The sequence below is a fragment of the Streptococcus oralis subsp. tigurinus genome (genome assembly GCF_002093575.1).
Classification (GTDB): Bacteria; Bacillota; Bacilli; order Lactobacillales; family Streptococcaceae; genus Streptococcus; species Streptococcus oralis_CH.
In genome coordinates this window covers 75,089-92,675 of record NZ_LNVH01000003.1, presented here as the reverse complement: position 1 = coordinate 92,675, position 17,587 = coordinate 75,089, and the positions used below count along the sequence as shown (strand labels likewise).

At 39.5% G+C, this 17,587-nt stretch carries 17 protein-coding genes and 1 pseudogene; 17 read left to right on the top strand and 1 reads right to left on the bottom strand.

The annotated features are described in order from the left end of the window. Nucleotides 1-7: 7 nt before the first annotated feature. The 15 genes and pseudogenes from der to ATE37_RS04335 all read left to right on the top strand — a co-directional run bounded on the left by der (nt 8) and on the right by ATE37_RS04335 (nt 15,666). Nucleotides 8-1,318, top strand: a complete 1,311-nt coding sequence (gene der, locus ATE37_RS04410; RefSeq protein ID WP_084868029.1) for a ribosome biogenesis GTPase Der — start codon at nt 8-10, stop codon at nt 1,316-1,318. 355 nt (nt 1,319-1,673) lie between these two features. Next, nucleotides 1,674-1,988 carry a YdcP family protein gene (locus ATE37_RS04405; RefSeq protein WP_000420682.1) on the top strand — a complete coding sequence of 105 codons (315 nt, stop codon included), beginning with the start codon at nt 1,674-1,676 and terminating at the stop codon, nt 1,986-1,988. Between the two features lie 15 nt (nt 1,989-2,003). Further along, nucleotides 2,004-2,390 carry a YdcP family protein gene (locus ATE37_RS04400; RefSeq protein WP_000985015.1) on the top strand — a complete coding sequence of 129 codons (387 nt, stop codon included), beginning with the start codon at nt 2,004-2,006 and terminating at the stop codon, nt 2,388-2,390. A gap of 28 nt (nt 2,391-2,418) precedes the next feature. Continuing rightward, complete coding sequence (locus tag ATE37_RS04395) at nt 2,419-3,804, top strand: FtsK/SpoIIIE domain-containing protein (protein ID WP_000813488.1); 1,386 nt, start codon at nt 2,419-2,421, stop codon at nt 3,802-3,804. A 177-nt stretch (nt 3,805-3,981) separates the two neighbouring features. Continuing rightward, nucleotides 3,982-5,187, top strand: a complete 1,206-nt coding sequence (mobT, locus tag ATE37_RS04385; protein WP_000398284.1) for a MobT family relaxase — start codon at nt 3,982-3,984, stop codon at nt 5,185-5,187. Between the two features lie 42 nt (nt 5,188-5,229). Further along, nucleotides 5,230-5,451, top strand: a complete 222-nt coding sequence (locus ATE37_RS04380) for a hypothetical protein (protein WP_001009056.1) — start codon at nt 5,230-5,232, stop codon at nt 5,449-5,451. Between the two features lie 116 nt (nt 5,452-5,567). Beyond that, the gene (locus ATE37_RS04375) at nt 5,568-6,065 is read left to right on the top strand and encodes an antirestriction protein ArdA (RefSeq protein ID WP_000342539.1); all 498 of its coding nucleotides are present in this window, start codon (nt 5,568-5,570) and stop codon (nt 6,063-6,065) included. An 88-nt stretch (nt 6,066-6,153) separates the two neighbouring features. Further along, the gene (locus ATE37_RS04370) at nt 6,154-6,546 is read left to right on the top strand and encodes a conjugal transfer protein (RefSeq protein WP_000723888.1); all 393 of its coding nucleotides are present in this window, start codon (nt 6,154-6,156) and stop codon (nt 6,544-6,546) included. Continuing rightward, nucleotides 6,530-8,977: a conjugal transfer ATPase TcpF gene (gene tcpF, locus ATE37_RS04365; RefSeq protein ID WP_000331160.1), complete on the top strand. Its 2,448-nt coding sequence runs from the start codon at nt 6,530-6,532 to the stop codon at nt 8,975-8,977. Before ATE37_RS04370 ends, tcpF begins: the two co-directional genes overlap by 17 nt. 2 nt (nt 8,978-8,979) lie before the next feature. Continuing rightward, on the top strand, nt 8,980-11,157 hold the full coding sequence (locus ATE37_RS04360; RefSeq protein ID WP_000804748.1) for a CD3337/EF1877 family mobilome membrane protein: 2,178 nt from the start codon (nt 8,980-8,982) through the stop codon (nt 11,155-11,157). Continuing rightward, the gene (locus tag ATE37_RS04355) at nt 11,154-12,155 is read left to right on the top strand and encodes a bifunctional lytic transglycosylase/C40 family peptidase (RefSeq protein WP_084868027.1); all 1,002 of its coding nucleotides are present in this window, start codon (nt 11,154-11,156) and stop codon (nt 12,153-12,155) included. Before ATE37_RS04360 ends, ATE37_RS04355 begins: the two co-directional genes overlap by 4 nt. Continuing rightward, a complete protein-coding gene (locus ATE37_RS04350) occupies nt 12,152-13,084 on the top strand; it encodes a conjugal transfer protein (RefSeq protein ID WP_001224318.1) in 933 nt (310 codons plus the stop codon). Before ATE37_RS04355 ends, ATE37_RS04350 begins: the two co-directional genes overlap by 4 nt. A gap of 313 nt (nt 13,085-13,397) precedes the next feature. Continuing rightward, nucleotides 13,398-13,445, top strand: a pseudogene (locus ATE37_RS11025) (hypothetical protein); the annotation flags it as partial. Between the two features lie 15 nt (nt 13,446-13,460). Further along, complete coding sequence (gene tet(M), locus ATE37_RS04340) at nt 13,461-15,380, top strand: tetracycline resistance ribosomal protection protein Tet(M) (protein ID WP_000691729.1); 1,920 nt, start codon at nt 13,461-13,463, stop codon at nt 15,378-15,380. 118 nt (nt 15,381-15,498) lie between these two features. Next, nucleotides 15,499-15,666 carry a cysteine-rich KTR domain-containing protein gene (locus ATE37_RS04335; protein WP_000336323.1) on the top strand — a complete coding sequence of 56 codons (168 nt, stop codon included), beginning with the start codon at nt 15,499-15,501 and terminating at the stop codon, nt 15,664-15,666. Between the two features lie 59 nt (nt 15,667-15,725). Here the strand turns inward: ATE37_RS04335 and ATE37_RS04330 are convergent, their stop codons facing one another. After that, entirely contained in the window at nt 15,726-16,079 is a 354-nt protein-coding gene (locus tag ATE37_RS04330) for a helix-turn-helix transcriptional regulator (protein ID WP_001227347.1), read from the bottom strand. A gap of 504 nt (nt 16,080-16,583) precedes the next feature. On the opposite strand from ATE37_RS04330, the gene ATE37_RS04325 reads away from it, so the two are divergent. Next, entirely contained in the window at nt 16,584-17,006 is a 423-nt protein-coding gene (locus ATE37_RS04325) for a sigma-70 family RNA polymerase sigma factor (RefSeq protein WP_000804885.1), read from the top strand. Further along, nucleotides 17,003-17,233 (top strand): helix-turn-helix domain-containing protein, encoded by a 231-nt coding sequence (locus ATE37_RS04320; RefSeq protein ID WP_000857133.1) that lies wholly within the window; start codon nt 17,003-17,005, stop codon nt 17,231-17,233. Before ATE37_RS04325 ends, ATE37_RS04320 begins: the two co-directional genes overlap by 4 nt. The last annotated feature ends 354 nt before the right edge of the window (nt 17,234-17,587 follow it).

Genomic DNA, 17,587 nt, shown 5'->3' with positions numbered 1-17,587 from the left:
AGAAAACATGGCCTTACCAACTATTGCCATTGTGGGACGTCCCAATGTTGGAAAATCGACCCTATTTAATCGGATCGCTGGTGAGCGAATTTCAATCGTAGAAGATGTCGAGGGTGTGACACGTGACCGTATCTATGCAACGGGTGAGTGGCTCAATCGTTCCTTTAGTATGATTGATACTGGAGGGATTGACGATGTCGATGCTCCATTTATGGAGCAAATCAAGCACCAAGCAGAAATTGCTATGGAAGAAGCTGATGTCATCGTCTTTGTGGTGTCTGGGAAAGAAGGAATCACGGATGCAGATGAGTACGTAGCCCGTAAACTTTATAAAACCCATAAACCTGTTATCCTTGCGGTTAACAAGGTTGATAATCCTGAGATGCGAAATGATATCTATGATTTCTATGCTCTGGGCTTGGGTGAACCTCTGCCAATCTCGTCTGTACACGGTATTGGAACAGGTGATGTGCTCGATGCCATCGTGGAAAATCTACCAAATGAAGTTGAAGAAGAAAATCCAGACGTGATCAAATTCAGCTTGATTGGCCGTCCTAACGTTGGCAAATCAAGCTTGATCAACGCCATTTTGGGAGAAGACCGCGTGATTGCTAGTCCAGTAGCTGGAACAACGCGTGATGCTATTGATACCCATTTTACAGATGCGGATGGCCAAGAGTTTACCATGATTGATACAGCTGGTATGCGTAAGTCTGGTAAAGTCTATGAAAATACGGAAAAATACTCTGTCATGCGTGCCATGCGTGCCATTGACCGTTCTGACGTGGTCTTGATGGTTCTCAATGCCGAAGAAGGTATCCGTGAATACGACAAGCGTATCGCAGGTTTTGCCCACGAAGCCGGTAAAGGGATGATCATCGTGGTCAATAAGTGGGATACCCTTGAAAAAGATAACCACACCATGAAAAACTGGGAAGAAGATATCCGTGAGCAGTTCCAATATCTGCCTTATGCACCGATTGTCTTTGTTTCAGCTCTTACCAAGCAGCGTCTCCACAAATTGCCTGAAATGATCAAGCAAATCAGCGAGAGTCAAAACACCCGTATTCCTTCAGCGGTCTTGAACGATGTCATTATGGATGCCATTGCTATCAATCCAACACCGACAGACAAAGGAAAACGCCTCAAGATTTTCTACGCAACCCAAGTAGCAACCAAGCCACCAACCTTTGTCATCTTTGTCAATGAAGAAGAACTCATGCACTTCTCTTACCTGCGTTTCTTGGAAAATCAAATTCGCAAGGCCTTCGTCTTTGAAGGAACACCGATTCATCTGATTGCAAGAAAACGCAAGTAAGCTATGCTTGTTTTTACACAAAAATAGCATAAAAATCTAGTTATCCGCATAAAAACTGGACTTATCACACTTTATCAAGGTCAAAACCACTCAATTTACTACTAATTTACTACTTATGAATGAGCTTTGATACGACGATTTATCCTTGAAAAGTGAAGATATAAAGATACTTCCAATAAAATTTGAATATTTAATAGGTAGACACTTCAAAAAATGAGGTGTCTATTTTTTTACCCGATTTTGAAAGGAAGTGAACTTATGAAAACAAAAAATCAAGAATCAAAAGGTCGTTCCCCACTCTTTAAGACCATCAAACATTCATTCAGCCAATAAAAAAGAAAGGATAGGTAAAAATATGGAACTTAAATTTGTGATTCCCAACATGGAAAAAACATTCGGCAATTTAGAATTTGCTGGCGAGGATAAAGTCGTTCAGCGAAGAATCAACGGACGGCTAACTGTCTTATCAAGAAGCTATAATCTCTATTCTGATGTTCAAAGAGCAGATGATATTGTGGTGGTGCTTCCTGCTGAAGCTGGCGAAAAACATTTCGGCTTTGAGGAACGTGTGAAGTTAGTCAATCCACGTATTACCGCAGAGGGCTACAAAATCGGCACTCGTGGTTTTACAAATTACCTTTTACATGCTGACGACATGATAAAAGAATAAAGAAAGAGAGGAAAAATGATGAGATTAGCAAATGGCATTGTATTAGATAAAGACACGACTTTTGGAGAATTGAAATTCTCTGCTCTACGTCGTGAAGTGAGAATCCAAAATGAAGACGGGTCGGTTTCAGATGAAATCAAGGAACGTACCTATGACTTAAAATCCAAAGGACAAGGACGCATGATTCAAGTAAGTATTCCTGCCAGCGTGCCTTTGAAAGAGTTTGATTATAACGCACGGGTGGAACTTATCAATCCCATTGCGGACACCGTTGCTACTGCCACCTATCAAGGAGCAGATGTTGACTGGTATATCAAGGCAGACGATATTGTGCTGACAAAGGATTCTAGTTCATTCAAAGCTCAACCACAAGCAAAGAAAGAACCGACACAAGACAAATAGTCGCTAGGTAGAAAGGAGACTTTTTCGCATGAAACAGCGTGGTAAAAGGATTCGCCCATCTGGTAAAGATTTAGTCTTTCATTTTACGATAGCGTCACTCCTGCCTGTTTTCCTGCTGGTTGTCGGACTGTTTCATGTGAAGACAATCCAGCAGATCAACTGGCAGGATTTTAACCTATCACAAGCAGATAAGATTGACATTCCCTATTTAATTATCAGTTTCAGTGTCGCAATTCTTATCTGCTTGCTGGTAGCGTTTGTATTCAAACGGGTTCGCTATGATACGGTTAAACAACTTTACCACCGTCAAAAACTGGCAAAGATGATACTTGAAAACAAGTGGTATGAATCTGAACAGGTCAAAACAGAGGGTTTCTTTAAAGATAGTGCTGGTCGTACAAAGGAAAAGATAACCTACTTCCCTAAAATGTATTATCGACTTAAAAATGGCTTGATACAGATACGGGTGGAAATCACGCTGGGAAAATATCAAGACCAACTCTTACACTTGGAAAAGAAATTAGAGAGTGGCTTGTACTGTGAGCTGACGGATAAAGAGTTAAAGGATTCCTATGTGGAATATACTTTGCTCTATGACACCATAGCCAGTCGTATTTCTATTGATGAAGTAGAAGCTAAAGATGGTAAACTTCGCTTAATGAAAAACGTATGGTGGGAATATGATAAGCTCCCTCATATGTTGATTGCTGGTGGTACAGGTGGCGGTAAAACTTACTTTATACTGACACTGATTGAAGCCTTGCTTCATACAGATTCAAAACTGTATATTCTTGACCCGAAAAATGCTGATCTTGCGGACTTAGGTTCTGTGATGGCAAATGTCTACTATAGAAAAGAAGACTTGCTTTCTTGCATTGAAACATTCTATGAAGAAATGATGAAACGTAGTGAGGAAATGAAGCAGATGAAGAACTATAAGACTGGCAAAAATTATGCTTACTTAGGTCTCCCGGCACACTTCTTAATCTTTGATGAATACGTCGCTTTCATGGAAATGCTGGGAACAAAAGAAAACACCGCAGTTATGAATAAGCTGAAACAGATTGTCATGTTAGGTCGTCAAGCTGGCTTCTTTCTAATACTGGCTTGTCAACGTCCAGACGCAAAATATTTAGGCGACGGAATCCGTGATCAGTTTAATTTCAGAGTGGCTTTAGGTCGTATGTCTGAAATGGGCTATGGCATGATGTTTGGCAGTGACGTACAAAAGGATTTCTTCTTAAAGCGAATCAAAGGTCGTGGCTATGTTGATGTAGGAACAAGTGTCATATCAGAGTTTTATACTCCCCTTGTACCAAAAGGATATGATTTCTTGGAGGAAATTAAAAAGTTATCCAACAGCAGACAGTCCACGCAGGCGACGTGCGAAGCGGAAGTCGCAGGTGTGGACTGATCTTGCTGGCTGGTGTGGCAATAGCCACGCCAGCACTTAACCCCCCGTATCTAACAGGGGGGTACAAATCGACAGGAAACAGTCAAAAAAACATTAGAAAATCCTTTGGTTACAAGGGATTTACAAAATTTCAGCGTATGTCAAATGGGCTTTAAAAGTTGACATACGCCTTTTTGATTGGAGGGATTTTTACTGAATGAACAAACTTGGTTACAGCATTTAAAAGAAAAACGCTTGGCTTATGGACTATCTCAAAACCGTTTAGCTGTTGCGACTGGTATTACAAGGCAGTATCTAAGCGATATTGAAACAGGAAAAGTCAAGCCATCAGAGGATTTACAGCAGTCCCTTTGGGAAGCTCTGGAACGCTTCAATCCCGACGCTCCCCTTGAAATGCTGTTTGATTATGTAAGAATTCGCTTTCCGACAACAGACGTACAGCAGGTGGTCGAAAACATCTTACAACTGAAACTGTCCTATTTTCTTCATGAGGACTATGGTTTCTATTCTTATTCAGAGCATTATGCTTTAGGCGACATATTCGTCCTTTGCTCCCATGAACTGGACAAAGGAGTTCTGGTGGAATTGAAAGGTCGTGGGTGCAGACAATTTGAAAGCTATCTTCTGGCACAACAAAGAAGCTGGTATGAGTTCTTTATGGACGTTTTGGTGGCTGGCGGTGTGATGAAACGCCTTGACCTTGCCATTAACGATAAGACAGGGATTTTAAATATCCCTGTACTCACTGAAAAGTGCCAACAGGAAGAATGTATCTCCGTCTTCCGCAGTTTTAAAAGCTATCGCAGTGGCGAACTGGTACGCAAAGAGGAAAAGGAATGTATGGGAAACACCCTCTATATCGGTTCATTACAAAGTGAAGTTTATTTCTGTATCTATGAAAAGGACTACGAGCAGTACAAGAAAAATGATATTCCCATTGAAGACGCAGAAGTAAAAAACCGTTTTGAGATTCGATTGAAAAATGAGCGTGCCTATTATGCAGTCCGTGATTTACTCGTCTATGACAATCCAGAGCATACCGCCTTTAAAATTATCAATCGGTATATCCGTTTTGTAGATAAAGACGATTCCAAACCTCGTTCTGATTGGAAACTGAATGAAGAATGGGCTTGGTTTATTGGGAACAATCGTGAACGATTAAAACTAACCACAAAACCAGAGCCTTACTCCTTCCAAAGGACGCTGAACTGGCTATCTCATCAAGTTGCCCCGACCTTAAAGGTTGCGATTAAACTTGATGAAATCAACCAGACGCAGGTTGTAAAAGACATTCTCGACCATGCGAAACTGACAGACCGACACAAGCAGATTTTGAAGCAACAGTCAGTAAAAGAACAGGACGTGATAACAACAAAAAAATAACTCAAATACAAATTCATTGAATATAGAGAGGAGAACATTTTTATGAATTTTGGACAAAACCTTTATAACTGGTTTCTATCAAACGCTCAATCACTGGTGCTTTTAGCAATCGTTGTGATTGGCTTGTATCTTGGCTTCAAGCGTGAGTTTAGCAAACTGATTGGCTTTTTAATTATTGCGATTATTGCGGTTGGCTTAGTCTTCAACGCTGCTGGAGTAAAAGACATTTTACTAGAGCTATTCAATCGCATTATTGGTGCTTAAATAAAACCGTTCTTTTGTGGAATATAAGTGGTTTTCTTATGTTCCGCAAAGGAATGGTACACCAAACGAAGTGCGGTAGGGATTTTTGAATCTCTACAAAGAAAGGACGTGAATATATGGACGATATGCAAGTCTATATTGCGAATTTAGGCAAATACAATGAGGGCGAATTGGTCGGTGCGTGGTTTACCTTTCCCATTGACTTTGAGGAAGTCAAAGAGAAAATCGGCTTGAATGATGAATATGAGGAATACGCCATTCATGACTACGAGTTACCCTTTACGGTTGACGAATACACTTCCATTGGCGAACTCAATCGACTATGGGAAATGGTATCGGAATTACCCGAAGAATTACAATCGGAGCTATCTGCTCTGCTCACTCATTTTTCAAGCATTGAAGAACTAAGCGAACATCAAGAGGATATTATCATTCATTCCGATTGTGATGATATGTATGACGTGGCACGCTACTACATTGAAGAAACGGGTGCTTTAGGCGAAGTACCAGCTAGTCTTCAAAACTATATTGATTATCAAGCCTATGGTCGGGATTTAGACCTTTCAGGAACGTTTATCTCAACCAATCATGGGATTTTTGAAATCGTCTATTAAATCTGTCGGTACATTACTACTGGCAGATTTTCTATTTTACGGGGTGGCTCAATCAGCTACCCCTATTTTTTATGAAAGGATTGATTACATGAAGAAAATACGAAGCTATACCAGTATCTGGTCTGTGGAAAAGGTACTGTATTCTATCAATGATTTTAGACTTCCGTTTCCCATAACCTTTACGCAAATGACATGGTTTGTCGTGTCACTCTTTGCAGTGATGATACTTGGCAACTTGCCCCCTCTTTCCATGATAGAGGGAGCATTTCTCAAATACTTTGGGATTCCTGTGGCTTTCACATGGTTTATGTCTACAAAAACTTTTGATGGTAAAAAGCCTTATGGATTTTTGAAGTCTGTCATTGCTTATGCACTGCGACCAAAGCTGACCTATGCAGGAAAAAAAGTAACGCTTGGCAGAAACCAGCCACAAGAAGCCATTACAGCAGTTAGGAGTGAATTTTATGGCATATCCAATTAAATACATTGAAAACAATCTCGTCTGGAATAAAGACGGGGAATGTTATGCTTACTATGAGCTTGTTCCTTACAATTACTCATTTCTAAGTCCAGAACAGAAAATACAAGTGCATGATTCTTTCAGACAGCTTATCGCACAAAATCGTGATGGCAAAATTCATGCTTTACAAATCAGTACAGAATCCAGCATACGTTCTGCACAAGAGCGTTCCAAAAATGAAGTCACTGGCAAGCTCAAAGCGGTTGCCTATGACAAAATCGACCAACAGACAGACGCTTTAATATCCATGATTGGCGAAAATCAAGTGAACTACCGTTTCTTTATCGGCTTTAAGTTGCTTCTCAACGATCAGGAGTTTTCTATGAAAAGTCTTACCGTTGAAGCAAAAAATGCTTTGTCTGATTTTGTCTATGATGTGAACCATAAGCTGATGGGCGATTTTGTTAGTATGAGTAATGATGAAATCCTGCGTTTTCAGAAGATGGAAAAGCTCTTAGAAAATAAAATCTCTCGTCGTTTCAAAATCCGCAGGTTAGATAAGGACGACTTCGGCTATCTGATTGAACACCTTTACGGACAGACAGGCACTGCCTATGAAGAGTATGAGTACCATCTATCAAAGAAAAAGCTGGATAATGAAACGCTGATTAAATACTATGACTTGATTAAGCCTACTCGCTGTTTGGTGGAAGAAAAACAGCGATATTTGAAAATCCAGCAGGAAGATGAAACCGTCTATGTAGCTTACTTTACCATTAACAGCATTGTCGGAGAACTGGACTTCCCGTCCTCTGAAATCTTCTACTACCAGCAACAGCAATTTACATTCCCGATTGATACGTCAATGAATGTGGAAATTGTAGCGAATCGTAAAGCCCTATCTACTGTCCGCAATAAAAAGAAAGAACTGAAAGACTTGGATAACCACGCTTGGCAAAGTGATAATGAAACCAGCTCCAATGTGGCGGAAGCTCTGGAAAGTGTGAATGAGCTGGAAACCAATTTAGACCAAAGCAAGGAATCTATGTACAAGCTGTCTTATGTGGTAAGGGTATCAGCAAATGATCTTGACGAACTCAAACGTCGTTGTAATGAAGTGAAAGATTTTTATGACGATTTAAGCGTAAAACTGGTACGACCATTTGGGGATATGCTCGGCTTACATGAAGAATTTTTACCTGCCAGCAAGCGTTATATGAATGATTATATTCAATACGTGACCTCTGATTTCCTCGCTGGTTTAGGTTTTGGTGCTACTCAAATGCTGGGGGAAAATGAGGGGATTTATGTTGGCTACAGCTTAGATACTGGACGCAATGTCTATCTGAAACCTGCTCTTGCCAGTCAAGGGGTTAAGGGTTCAGTAACCAATGCGTTAGCGTCGGCTTTTGTTGGTTCGCTGGGTGGTGGTAAATCCTTTGCGAATAACCTTATCGTCTATTATGCGGTGCTTTATGGGGCACAAGCAGTGATTGTAGACCCAAAAGCAGAACGTGGCAGATGGAAAGAAACCTTGCCAGAGATTTCCCATGAAATCAATATCGTCACTCTGACTTCTGATGAGAAAAACAAAGGCTTACTTGACCCTTATGTGATTATGAAAAATCCCAAAGATTCTGAATCACTGGCTATTGATATTCTGACATTCCTTACGGGGATTTCCTCTCGTGATGGGGAACGCTTCCCAATCCTTAGAAAAGCCATTCGTGCAGTAACCAATAGTGAAGTACGAGGGTTGATGAAAGTGATTGAGGAATTACGGGTTGAGAATACGCCACTAAGTACCAGTATAGCCGACCATATCGAAAGTTTTACAGACTATGACTTTGCACATTTATTATTCAGTAATGGTTATGTGGAGCAGTCTATCAGCTTAGAAAAACAACTGAACATTATACAGGTTGCGGACTTGGTACTTCCCGACAAGGAAACTTCCTTTGAGGAATATACCACTATGGAGCTTTTATCCGTTGCTATGCTGATTGTCATTAGTACCTTTGCTTTAGACTTTATCCATACAGACCGAAGCATTTTCAAGATTGTAGATTTAGACGAAGCATGGAGCTTTTTACAGGTAGCACAAGGAAAAACACTATCTATGAAGCTGGTTCGGGCTGGTCGTGCTATGAACGCTGGGGTATATTTCGTGACCCAAAATACAGACGACCTCTTAGATGAAAAACTGAAAAATAACCTCGGCTTAAAATTTGCATTTCGTTCCACTGACCTTAACGAGATTAAAAAGACCTTAGCCTTTTTTGGTGTAGACCCAGAGGACGAAAACAATCAGAAGCGATTGCGTGATTTGGAAAACGGGCAATGCCTTATCAGTGATTTATATGGTCGTGTCGGTGTGATACAGTTCCACCCTGTATTTGAAGAACTGCTCCATGCCTTTGATACCAGACCACCTGTGCGAAAAGAGGTGTAAATGTGAAACCATCAATAGTAAACAGAATAAAATCAAACTGGACGCTGAAACGTCTAGGTAAAGTGGCAATGACAGTGGCTTTCACACTTGTGATTGCCATTTTTCTTTTAGCCATGCTGGGAACGGTGGTTCAAGCTGCGGGCTTGGTAGATGATACGGTCAATGTGGCAAATGAATACAGCCGATACCCACTTGAAAACTATCAACTGGATTTTTATGTGGATAATAGCTGGGGCTGGCTTCCGTGGAACTGGTCGGACGGGATTGGAAAACAGGTCATGTATGGACTATATGCCATTACCAATTTTATTTGGACAATCAGTTTGTATGTTTCCAATGCGACAGGTTACTTAGTACAGGAAGCCTATTCCTTAGACTTCATTTCCGCTACAGCAGATTCCATTGGTAAGAATATGCAGACCTTAGCTGGTGTGAGTGCAAACGGATTTTCAACAGAGGGTTTCTATGTTGGATTCCTCTTACTCTTGATTTTGGTTCTTGGGGTTTATGTTGCCTATACGGGACTGATAAAGAGAGAAACCACAAAGGCAATTCATGCCATTATGAATTTTGTGCTGGTGTTTATCCTATCGGCTTCCTTTATTGCCTACGCTCCCGACTACATTAAAAAAATCAATGACTTTTCATCAGACATCAGTAATGCCAGTTTATCACTTGGCACGAAGATTGTCATGCCCCATTCCGATAGTCAAGGCAAGGACAGCGTGGACTTAATCAGAGATAGCCTGTTTTCCATACAGGTTCAGCAACCGTGGCTACTGCTTCAATACAACAGTTCAGACATTGAAAGTATCGGTATTGACCGTGTGGAAAGCCTGCTCTCCACCAGCCCAGATTCCAACAATGGCGAAGACAGAGAAAAAATTGTTGCGGAAGAAATTGAAGACAGAAGCAATACCAATCTAACCATTACAAAGACCATTAACCGTTTAGGTACAGTCTTCTTCCTATTTGTCTTCAATATTGGGATTTCCATATTTGTATTCCTATTAACAGGAATCATGATTTTCTCGCAGGTACTTTTTATCATCTATGCTATGTTTCTGCCTGTGAGCTTTATTTTAAGCATGATTCCATCATTTGATGGTATGTCAAAACGAGCCATAACAAAGCTCTTTAATACCATTTTGACACGAGCTGGAATCACATTGATTATTACGACAGCATTTAGTATTTCAACCATGCTCTATACCTTATCGGCTGGTTATCCGTTCTTTTTGATTGCTTTTCTACAGATTGTGACCTTTGCAGGAATCTACTTCAAGCTGGGCGATTTAATGAGTATGTTTTCTCTACAGAGTAACGATTCTCAAAGTGTGGGAAGTCGTGTGATGAGAAAACCTCGTATGCTTATGCACGCTCACATGCACCGTCTACAGCGGAAACTTGGACGTTCCATGACTACTCTAGGGGCTGGGTCTGCCATTGTTACAGGTAAAAAAGGACAGTCGGGTTCGGGGAGTTCTGCAAGGACACAAGCAGATCACTCCCGACCAGACGGAAAGGAAAAATCAACACTTGGAAAACGTATCGGTCAAACCATCGGTACAGTAGCTGATACCAAAGACAGAATGGTAGACACTGCTAGTGGTTTGAAAGAACAGGTTAAAGATTTGCCGACCAATGCAAGATATGCAGTATATCAAGGAAAATCCAAAGTAAAAGAGAATGTCCGTGATTTAACCAGTAGTATTTCTCAAACCAAAGCGGACAGAGCCAGTGGACGCAAGGAACAGCAGGAACAAAGGCGAAAAACCATTGCGAAGCGTCGCTCTGAAATGGAACAGGTCAAACAGAAAAAACAGCCTGCTTCTTCTGTTCATGAAAGACCGACTACAAGACAAGAACAATATCATGATGAACAGACCTCAAAACAGTCTAATATTCAGACTTCATATAAGGAATCTCAACAAGCCAAACAAGAGCGTCCAGCAGTTAAGTCCGATTTTTCAAGTCCAAAAGTGGAACGCCAAGGCAATACCGTTCAAGAAAAAACCGTTCAAAAGCCAGCAACTTCAACCACTACAGCAGATAGAACTTCACAACGTCCAATCACAAAAGAACGTCCGTCTACTGTTCAAAGAGTACCACTACAAAATACAAGAAGTAGACCACCAATCAAAACCGCCACCATTAAGAAAGTCGGTAAGAAACCATGAAGTTGAAAACTTTAGTGATTGGTGGTTCTGGATTATTCTTGATGGTCTTCTCACTGTTTCTGTTTGTTGCCATTTTATTTTCAGATGAACAGGACAGCGGAATTTCCAATATTCATTATGGAGGTGTGAATGTTTCCGCAGAAGTGCTGGCTCATAAGCCTATGGTAGAAAAATATGCCAAAGAATATGGCGTTGAAGAATATGTCAACATACTTCTTGCGATTATACAGGTGGAATCGGGCGGTACTGCGGAAGATGTTATGCAGTCCTCGGAATCCCTCGGTCTTCCACCTAATTCATTGAGTACAGAAGAATCCATTAAGCAAGGTGTGAAGTATTTCAGTGAATTATTAGCCAGTAGCGAAAGGCTCAGTGTAGATTTAGAATCGGTTATCCAGTCCTACAATTATGGTGGTGGTTTCTTAGGGTATGTGGCTAATCGTGGAAATAAATATACCTTTGAACTGGCTCAAAGTTTCTCAAAAGAGTATTCAGGTGGCGAAAAAGTGTCTTACCCCAATCCCATAGCCATACCTATCAATGGGGGCTGGCGATACAACTATGGCAATATGTTTTATGTGCAACTGGTAACGCAGTATCTTGTCACAACAGAGTTTGATGATGATACGGTACAAGCCATCATGGACGAAGCACTGAAATATGAGGGCTGGCGATACGTTTACGGTGGAGCTTCCCCGACTACTTCTTTTGATTGTAGCGGACTGACACAATGGACGTATGGAAAAGCTGGAATTAACTTACCACGAACCGCACAACAGCAATATGATGTGACCCAGCATATCCCACTATCGGAAGCACAAGCTGGCGATTTGGTTTTCTTTCATTCTACCTATAACGCTGGCTCTTATATTACTCATGTTGGGATATACCTTGGCAATAACCGTATGTTTCATGCAGGCGACCCAATCGGTTATGCCGACTTAACAAGCCCCTACTGGCAACAGCATTTAGTGGGAGCAGGACGAATCAAACAATGAGAAAGGAAGATTTAATGATGAAATTTAGAAAAAATCAGAATAAAGAAAAACAGATACCAAAGGAAAAGAAACCTCGTGTCTATAAGGTCAATCCTCATAAAAAGGTTGTGATTGCCTTGTGGGTACTTTTAGGGCTTAGTTTCAGCTTTGCGATATTCAAGCACTTTACAGCTATAGATACTCATACTATTCACGAAACAACTATCATAGAAAAGGAATACGTTGATACTCATCATGTAGAAAATTTTGTAGAGAACTTTGCGAAAGTCTACTATTCATGGGAGCAATCCGATAAGTCCATTGATAATCGAATGGAAAGTCTAAAAGGCTATCTGACAGATGAACTTCAAGCTCTCAATGTTGATACAGTACGCAAAGATATTCCTGTATCGTCTTCTGTAAGAGGATTTCAGATATGGACGGTAGAGCCAACTGGCGACAATGAGTTTAATGTAACCTACAGTGTAGACCAGCTCATTACAGAGGGAGAAAATACAAAGACCGTCCACTCTGCTTATATAGTGAGTGTCTATGTAGATGGTTCTGGAAATATGGTACTGGTTAAGAATCCGACCATTACCAACATACCTAAGAAATCAAGTTATAAACCAAAAGCCATTGAAAGTGAGGGGACGGTTGATTCCATTACAACCAATGAAATCAATGAGTTTTTAACGACGTTCTTCAAGCTCTATCCTACAGCGACAGCCAGTGAACTTTCCTACTATGTGAATGACGGGATATTAAAACCAATCGGAAAAGAGTACATCTTTCAAGAACTGGTAAATCCTATTCACAATCGTAAGGATAATCAAGTCACGGTATCGCTGACAGTGGAGTATATCGACCAGCAGACCAAAGCAACGCAGGTATCTCAATTTGATTTGGTACTTGAAAAGAACGGGAGTAATTGGAAGATTATAGAATAACAAATATTGGTACATTATTACAGCTATTTTGTAATCACGTACTCTCTTTGATAAAAAATTGGAGATTCCTTTACAAATATGCTCTTACGTGCTATTATTTAAGTATCTATTTAAAAGGAGTTAATAAATATGCGGCAAGGTATTCTTAAATAAACTGTCAATTTGATAGTGCGAACAAATAATTGGATGTCCTTTTTTAGGAGGGCTTAGTTTTTTGTACCCAGTTTAAGAATACCTTTATCATGTGATTCTAAAGTATCCGGAGAATATCTGTATGCTTTGTATGCCTATGGTTATGCATAAAAATCCCAGTGATAAGAGTATTTATCACTGGGATTTTTATGCCCTTTTGGGCTTTTGAATGGAGGAAAATCACATGAAAATTATTAATATTGGAGTTTTAGCTCATGTTGATGCGGGAAAAACTACCTTAACAGAAAGCTTATTATATAACAGTGGAGCGATTACAGAATTAGGAAGCGTGGACAAAGGTACAACGAGGACGGATAATACGCTTTTAGAACGTCAGAGAGGAATTACAATTCAGACAGGAATAACCTCTTTTCAGTGGGAAAATACGAAGGTGAACATCATAGACACGCCAGGACATATGGATTTCTTAGCAGAAGTATATCGTTCATTATCAGTTTTAGATGGGGCAATTCTACTGATTTCTGCAAAAGATGGCGTACAAGCACAAACTCGTATATTATTTCATGCACTTAGGAAAATGGGGATTCCCACAATCTTTTTTATCAATAAGATTGACCAAAATGGAATTGATTTATCAACGGTTTATCAGGATATTAAAGAGAAACTTTCTGCCGAAATTGTAATCAAACAGAAGGTAGAACTGTATCCTAATATGTGTGTGACGAACTTTACCGAATCTGAACAATGGGATACGGTAATAGAGGGAAACGATGACCTTTTAGAGAAATATATGTCCGGTAAATCATTAGAAGCATTGGAACTCGAACAAGAGGAAAGCATAAGATTTCATAATTGTTCCCTGTTCCCTGTTTATCACGGAAGTGCAAAAAACAATATAGGGATTGATAACCTTATAGAAGTGATTACGAATAAATTTTATTCATCAACACATCGAGGTCAGTCTGAACTTTGCGGAAAAGTTTTCAAAATTGAGTATTCGGAAAAAAGACAGCGTCTTGCATATATACGTCTTTATAGTGGCGTACTGCATTTGCGAGATTCGGTTAGAATATCGGAAAAGGAAAAAATAAAAATTACAGAAATGTATACTTCAATAAATGGTGAATTATGTAAAATCGATAAGGCTTATTCCGGGGAAATTGTTATTTTGCAGAATGAGTTTTTGAAGTTAAATAGTGTTCTTGGAGATACAAAGCTATTGCCACAGAGAGAGAGAATTGAAAATCCCCTCCCTCTGCTGCAAACGACTGTTGAACCGAGCAAACCTCAACAAAGGGAAATGTTACTTGATGCACTTTTAGAAATCTCCGACAGTGACCCGCTTCTGCGATATTATGTGGATTCTGCGACACATGAAATCATACTTTCTTTCTTAGGGAAAGTACAAATGGAAGTGACTTGTGCTCTGCTGCAAGAAAAGTATCATGTGGAGATAGAAATAAAAGAGCCTACAGTCATTTATATGGAAAGACCGTTAAAAAAAGCAGAGTATACCATTCACATCGAAGTTCCACCGAATCCTTTCTGGGCTTCCATTGGTTTATCTGTATCACCGCTTCCGTTGGGAAGTGGAATGCAGTATGAGAGCTCGGTTTCTCTTGGATACTTAAATCAATCATTTCAAAATGCAGTTATGGAAGGGATACGCTATGGCTGTGAACAAGGATTGTATGGTTGGAATGTGACGGACTGTAAAATCTGTTTTAAGTATGGCTTATACTATAGCCCTGTTAGTACCCCAGCAGATTTTCGGATGCTTGCTCCTATTGTATTGGAACAAGTCTTAAAAAAAGCTGGAACAGAATTGTTAGAGCCATATCTTAGTTTTAAAATTTATGCGCCACAGGAATATCTTTCACGAGCATACACCGATGCTCCTAAATATTGTGCGAACATCGTAGACACTCAATTGAAAAATAATGAGGTCATTCTTAGTGGAGAAATCCCTGCTCGGTGTATTCAAGAATATCGTAGTGATTTAACTTTCTTTACAAATGGACGTAGTGTTTGTTTAACAGAGTTAAAAGGGTACCATGTTACTACCGGTGAACCTGTTTGCCAGCCCCGTCGTCCAAATAGTCGGATAGATAAAGTACGATATATGTTCAATAAAATAACTTAGTGTATTTTATGTTGTTATATAAATATGGTTTCTTGTTAAATAAGATGAAATATTTTTTAATAAAGATTTGAATTAAAGTGTAAAGGAGGAGATAGTTATTATAAACTACAAGTGGATATTGTGTCCTGTATGTGGAAATAAAACACGATTAAAGATAAGGGAAGATACTGAATTAAAAAAATTCCCCCTCTATTGTCCGAAATGCAGACAAGAAAATTTAATTGAAATAAAGCAGTTCAAAGTAACTGTGATTACAGAGCCAGACGCAAAGACGCAGAGCCGATAAAATGAGATTAATACAATCTCATTTTATCGGCTCTTTCCGTTATGTATGGATTCTTTTAATTAGTCTTCGATGTTTCTTGCTTCGTTGATACCGCTGGCTAAAGATTCCATTAAGGATAGTTCTTTGTCTGTAAAGCTATCCATGTATTTCTCTATCTGTAATCGTCGGGTGCTTTTTACCAAGTTATTAGCAGGTAAGAAAAATTCATCAACGGAAACATGAAGTAACGATACAAGGTCATAAAGAACTTGTATGCTGGGGTGTTGCCCTTTATTTTCAATATTAGTTAAGTACCGTGGGTCAATTTCAATCAATGCTCCCACTTGTTCACGAGTTAAACCTCGTTTCAATCGAGCTTCTTTAATGGCTAAACCAAAGGCTCTAAAATCATATTTATCTTCTTTTTTACGCATAGTAGACCACCTCTATACATTTTATTGTTCCTACTGAATTAAAAACAGGTATAGAAAAACGTGTTATATGGTTTATAGGTTTATATTTAATAAAAAGCACTACTAAACGCCAATAAAAAAAACCGTTATATGGTAGTGCTATTTACGCTGTTAAAATATTGTATATTACTTCCAAATGGCGGTTTGTTGGAGGTCAACGTCGCCATGAAGTACATCATATACAATAAATTTCCTTACATTGGGTTCTTGTCAAAAAAAGTCGTCTATCTGCAATAGATAAGTACGTCCACCAATGTGGTTTTATAAATCATATAGATAGAATAACAGAAGCATGTAAACAGAGAAATAAATCTGTTTATATGCTTTTTTGGCTATTCAGAACTTTTTTACAAAGTTTATTTATCAGTAATGCAACAAATCCCCCTTTCACATTGGGACTAAGAGTGAAAGGAGATAAACGAGCAAGGCTCACTTCCTTTCCTAGACAGAAAGGGGGTGAGAAACATGAAACCATCTTCTTTTCAGACCACAATAGAAAATCAGTTTGACTATATCTGTAAACGTGCTATGGAAGACGAGCGAAAGAATTATATGCTTTATCTTTCAAGGATTGCAAAGCGTGAGGTGTCCTTTTCGGATGTTGGCGATTATCTTGTTAGCCAGTTTGCGACAACAGATAACTATTCAACTGACTTTCAGATTTTTACACTCAATGGGTTATCAGTAGGCGTTGAAAATGATTTGTTGAGTGAAGCATTACGTGAGTTGCCAGACAAGAAACGTGAAATTCTACTGCTGTTTTACTTTATGGACATGAGCGATTCAGAAATTGCAGACCTGTTGAAATTGAACCGTTCTACTGTCTATCGGCATAGAACCAGTGGACTAGCCTTAATTAAAAAGTTTATGGAGGAATTTGAAGAATGAAAACACAATATCCTATGATTCCCTTTCCTCTCATTGTAAAGGCAACAGATGGCGATACCGAAGCGATTAACCAGATTCTACATCATTACAGAGGGTACATAACGAAGCGTTCCCTACGACTTATGAAAGATGAATATGGCAATCAAAGTATGGTCGTTGATGAAGTCTTACGTGGAAGAATGGAAACCAGACTGATTACAAAGATTTTGTCATTTGAAATTAAGTAATATCCTCTCTCCTTTCGTGGAAGCGTGCTAAACCATTCCACGCTTCCCGAACAGGGAGGTTTGTTATTCCACCAAAGCATATTGAGCTTTCAATGTGTTTTGATAGGCTAACGAGCCATTGTTCTTTGAAAACTGAATAAAAGTAATCGAATACGTTTCGATAAGAAAAGAGCCAACGGAACTAACCGCCATGACCTATCTTATAAAGATAGCGAGCGATTCATGTTAGTGATCCGAGAAGCAATCTTTAGCAGGATTGCCTGCAACGACATTCTTATCGTGATAATGATACTCCCATACAGTCAATAGTCCGAGCGTGATAAAACCGTCGCAGGCAATGAGTATGGCTACATG

Coding starts and splice junctions, on each gene's coding strand:
- ATE37_RS04325 (WP_000804885.1), top strand. CDS start 16,584: ATGAAACCATCTTCTTTTCAGACCACAATAGAAAATCAGTTTGACTAT.
- ATE37_RS04395 (WP_000813488.1), top strand. CDS start 2,419: ATGAAACAGCGTGGTAAAAGGATTCGCCCATCTGGTAAAGATTTAGTC.
- ATE37_RS04400 (WP_000985015.1), top strand. CDS start 2,004: ATGATGAGATTAGCAAATGGCATTGTATTAGATAAAGACACGACTTTT.
- ATE37_RS04350 (WP_001224318.1), top strand. CDS start 12,152: ATGAGAAAGGAAGATTTAATGATGAAATTTAGAAAAAATCAGAATAAA.
- der (WP_084868029.1), top strand. CDS start 8: ATGGCCTTACCAACTATTGCCATTGTGGGACGTCCCAATGTTGGAAAA.
- ATE37_RS04380 (WP_001009056.1), top strand. CDS start 5,230: ATGAATTTTGGACAAAACCTTTATAACTGGTTTCTATCAAACGCTCAA.
- ATE37_RS04405 (WP_000420682.1), top strand. CDS start 1,674: ATGGAACTTAAATTTGTGATTCCCAACATGGAAAAAACATTCGGCAAT.
- ATE37_RS04320 (WP_000857133.1), top strand. CDS start 17,003: ATGAAAACACAATATCCTATGATTCCCTTTCCTCTCATTGTAAAGGCA.
- ATE37_RS04375 (WP_000342539.1), top strand. CDS start 5,568: ATGGACGATATGCAAGTCTATATTGCGAATTTAGGCAAATACAATGAG.
- tcpF (WP_000331160.1), top strand. CDS start 6,530: ATGGCATATCCAATTAAATACATTGAAAACAATCTCGTCTGGAATAAA.
- ATE37_RS04355 (WP_084868027.1), top strand. CDS start 11,154: ATGAAGTTGAAAACTTTAGTGATTGGTGGTTCTGGATTATTCTTGATG.
- ATE37_RS04370 (WP_000723888.1), top strand. CDS start 6,154: ATGAAGAAAATACGAAGCTATACCAGTATCTGGTCTGTGGAAAAGGTA.
- ATE37_RS04330 (WP_001227347.1), bottom strand. CDS start 16,079: ATGCGTAAAAAAGAAGATAAATATGATTTTAGAGCCTTTGGTTTAGCC.